Here is a 3,071-nt window from a genome sequence, read left to right on the forward strand (position 1 = left end):
AAATGCTAAAACTTCGTTGTGCTTACCTCAACGACCTCTTGGCTATTTGAGGCTTTTGCAAAACCGGGATGCTCCCGTTTAATAGTACCTCTAAGTCTTGCGCGGTATCTACAATGTTTACAGAAATTTGCTCTAATTCTGTAAAAGCTTCAAAAGCTGCTTGCTGCGAGTTCAATAGTTCTGCCGTCGCGTCGGCAATATCGCCCCTGCGCTGTTGCAGTCGTTCTCGCAATACTTCAATTGGTGCGGTGCAGTAAATGATTTGCAGGGGCAAGCCGTGGGATTGAGCCTGATTAATTGCATCTGTTCTCCTGTTTTGGCGATCGAACTTTGCATCTAAAATCACATCCCAACCTCGGTCAGCTAGAATTCTCCCTAACTCTAACAATCTACCATAAGTCTGTGCGGTCATTTCATCCGAGTACAAATCTTGCCCCCCGCGTTCATTTAAAGGAATCCCGCCTAAATGTTTGCGAACAGCATCCGAGCGAATATGAATTGCCCCAGTGCGGCGAGCCAAATATCGAGCTGCTGTACTCTTGCCAGAGCCCGACAAACCAGACATCAAAGTTAACTTGCCTTGGCGCGGTTGCGTGTATTGCCAAGCCAGTTTATAGTAATGAGCTGCTGTCTGTGAAATCGCTGCTTTTTCGGCAGTTGAAATAGCAGCATCGTCTAACATTAACGAAGTTACTTTTGCTCTAACATAAGCTTGACGGCTCAAATACAGAGGCAGCACTTGCAGTCCTTCCCAATCCCCTGTTTGTTCGATGTAAGTATTGAGAAAAGCATTGCCCAAGTCTCTGCGCCCGCGCGATTCCAAATCCATTACTGTAAAAGCCACATCGTACATGACATCAACAAAGCGAAAAGGCTCGTTAAATTCAATGCAGTCAAACAGCAAGATTTTATCTTGCCACAATGCTATATTCCGTAAGTGCAAATCTCCGTGGCACTCGCGAATTTTATTGGCAATCCGCAGGTTAAATAACTCTTGATTTTCAGCAAAAAACGCATCTGTATAATTTTTAGTTTCCTCATATTGTGTCTGAGTCTGCGGCCCGCCGATATATTTTTGCGAAATCAGGTAATTGTTTTCTATGGCTTTGCGAATCTGACTGACTTTGCCAAATCTGCGAATGTAGCTATTACTAATTGCCGTGCTGTGAAACTTGGCAACTTCGCGCCCTAAGTCTGCCATAAGTTGCTCAGTTAACAGTCCGCGTTCCAACAAACTGAGCAACAGCGAATCTTGAGGAAACTCCCGCATTTTCAGTGCGTATTCTACAGCAACTTCAGCCGAAGTTATAGCAGGTAAGTTGCTGCCAAATTGAAACGAATCCCCTATTTTAACAATTGGCAAAACTTCTAGATAAATTTCCGGTGCAGTGCGTCGGTTAAGCAGCAATTCTTCGTTGCAGAAATGCTGCCGTTTCTCCAAAGTTGAATAGTCCAAAAAGCCAAAATTGACAGGTTTCTTGATTTTGTAAGTATAATCTCCTGTCAGCAGGACAAAGGAAGCGTGAGTCTGAATTAGCTGCACTGGTTCTGTCACGCCGTGCGGGTAAAAGCCGGGCTGCAACATTTGCTGAATCAGAGGTGGGAGACAAGTATCAGTCATATCGATTTTAGATTTTGGATTTTAGATTTTAGATTTTGGATTAGATCGATTTGGGCTTGGGGATTTAGATAAAGATAACTTAAAGAAAATAGATGTTGAGTTTAAGTCGATTTATTATAAAGTTGATAATTAGTGTAAACCAAAAATTACTGATGACAGAAAACAATCAAGATTCCCGTTCGGTGGATGTGTTTGGCGTAGGCAATGCCCTAGTAGACATCCTAGCATTGGTGGAAGATGAATTTGTACTCGGCCACGGGCTGAATCGCGGCGGGATGACGCTGATGAATTCGGAAACGCAGGGGGGGATTTTGCACGATTTAGAGCACAATTCGCTGCAAATGCGATCGGGGGGTTCGGCGGCAAATACGATGATTGGTTTGGCTCAGAGCGGCGGTAAAGCGTATTATTCGGGGAAGGTTGCTAAGGATACTAACGGCGAATTTTACCGGCAAGATTTGCTGGCGGCGGGGATTGATTTTAACGTGCATCCTGCTGCTGAGTCGAACGGGCCTACGGGTACTTGTGTAGTGCTGACTACGCCGGATGCGGAACGCACGATGTGTACTAATTTGGGTGTTTCTACTACTCTGGCTGTGACTGATATTGATGTCGATCGCCTGAGTCACTGCAAGTACAGTTATGTTGAAGGCTATCTGTGGGATGCTCCCGAGCCGAGAAAGGCTAGCATTGAGACGATGGAACAGTCTAAGCGTCTGGGTGTGAAGGTGGCTTTTACTTTTTCGGATGGCTTTTTAGTCGATCGATTTGCTGATGATTTTCACAAGGTGGTTTCGGAATATTGCGATGTAATTTTTTGCAATGCTGATGAAGTTCGGAGCTTTTTTAAGGAGGAATCTTTGTCAGAGTGCGCTCGGAAAATGAGCGAGATTTCGGATTTGGCTTTTATCACTAATGGGGATAAAGGCTGCATGGTGGTGGAGAACAAACAGATTGTTGATGTGGCTGGATTTCCGGTAAAGGCGATCGATACTGTGGGTGCTGGGGATGCTTTTGCGGGGGGTGTTTTGTTTGGAATTACTAACGGTTTGAGTTCTGCACAAGCGGCTCGCTGGGGCAATTTCTTGGCTTCTAGCGTGGTGCAGATTCATGGGCCTCGGCTTGAGGGTTCTCAGGCTCATCTTTTGAGTGAGGTGATTTCTGGTTAGGAATTGAAATGGGCGATCGCACTTTTTTGATAAAGGGCGATCGCTCTTTTGAGCAACCGCAGATGCAAGGTGATGAACGCGGATATATCGCGACTTAAGGATGAGGCGTAATTGCAATAACTGTAATAACTCATTTCTCCGGGCCATAATACCAGAAAACTCGAAATGCTGCTGGGGTTTGGTTTTGGACATAGGCCTCAAATACTTGGGAGCGTGTCACTTTTGCGATGAGTATAAATACTCAGAAATACTAGGGCAGAGGTTTTGAGCTATTGTTGGGC

The 3,071-nt window shown here is 45.1% G+C and carries 3 protein-coding genes; 1 reads left to right on the forward strand and 2 read right to left on the reverse strand.

What is annotated here, in order from left to right; genetic code table 11:
- Positions 1–22 precede the first annotated feature (22 nt).
- Complete coding sequence (locus QUA02_RS33060) at positions 23–1,621, reverse strand: bifunctional aminoglycoside phosphotransferase/ATP-binding protein (RefSeq protein WP_333033948.1); 1,599 nt, start codon at positions 1,619–1,621, stop codon at positions 23–25.
- A 152-nt stretch (positions 1,622–1,773) separates the two neighbouring features.
- On the opposite strand from QUA02_RS33060, the gene QUA02_RS33065 reads away from it, so the two are divergent.
- A complete protein-coding gene (locus tag QUA02_RS33065; protein ID WP_333033949.1) occupies positions 1,774–2,790 on the forward strand; it encodes an adenosine kinase in 1,017 nt (338 codons plus the stop codon).
- Here the strand turns inward: QUA02_RS33065 and QUA02_RS33070 are convergent.
- Positions 2,787–2,924 (reverse strand): hypothetical protein, encoded by a 138-nt coding sequence (locus tag QUA02_RS33070; protein ID WP_333033950.1) that lies wholly within the window; start codon positions 2,922–2,924, stop codon positions 2,787–2,789. The two genes, QUA02_RS33065 and QUA02_RS33070, sit on opposite strands and share 4 nt — an antisense overlap.
- Positions 2,925–3,071 lie beyond the last annotated feature (147 nt).

Source organism: Microcoleus pseudofavosus SVA1_A4, assembly GCF_036700565.1.
In the GTDB taxonomy this organism is placed as follows: Bacteria; Cyanobacteriota; Cyanobacteriia; order Cyanobacteriales; family Microcoleaceae; genus Microcoleus.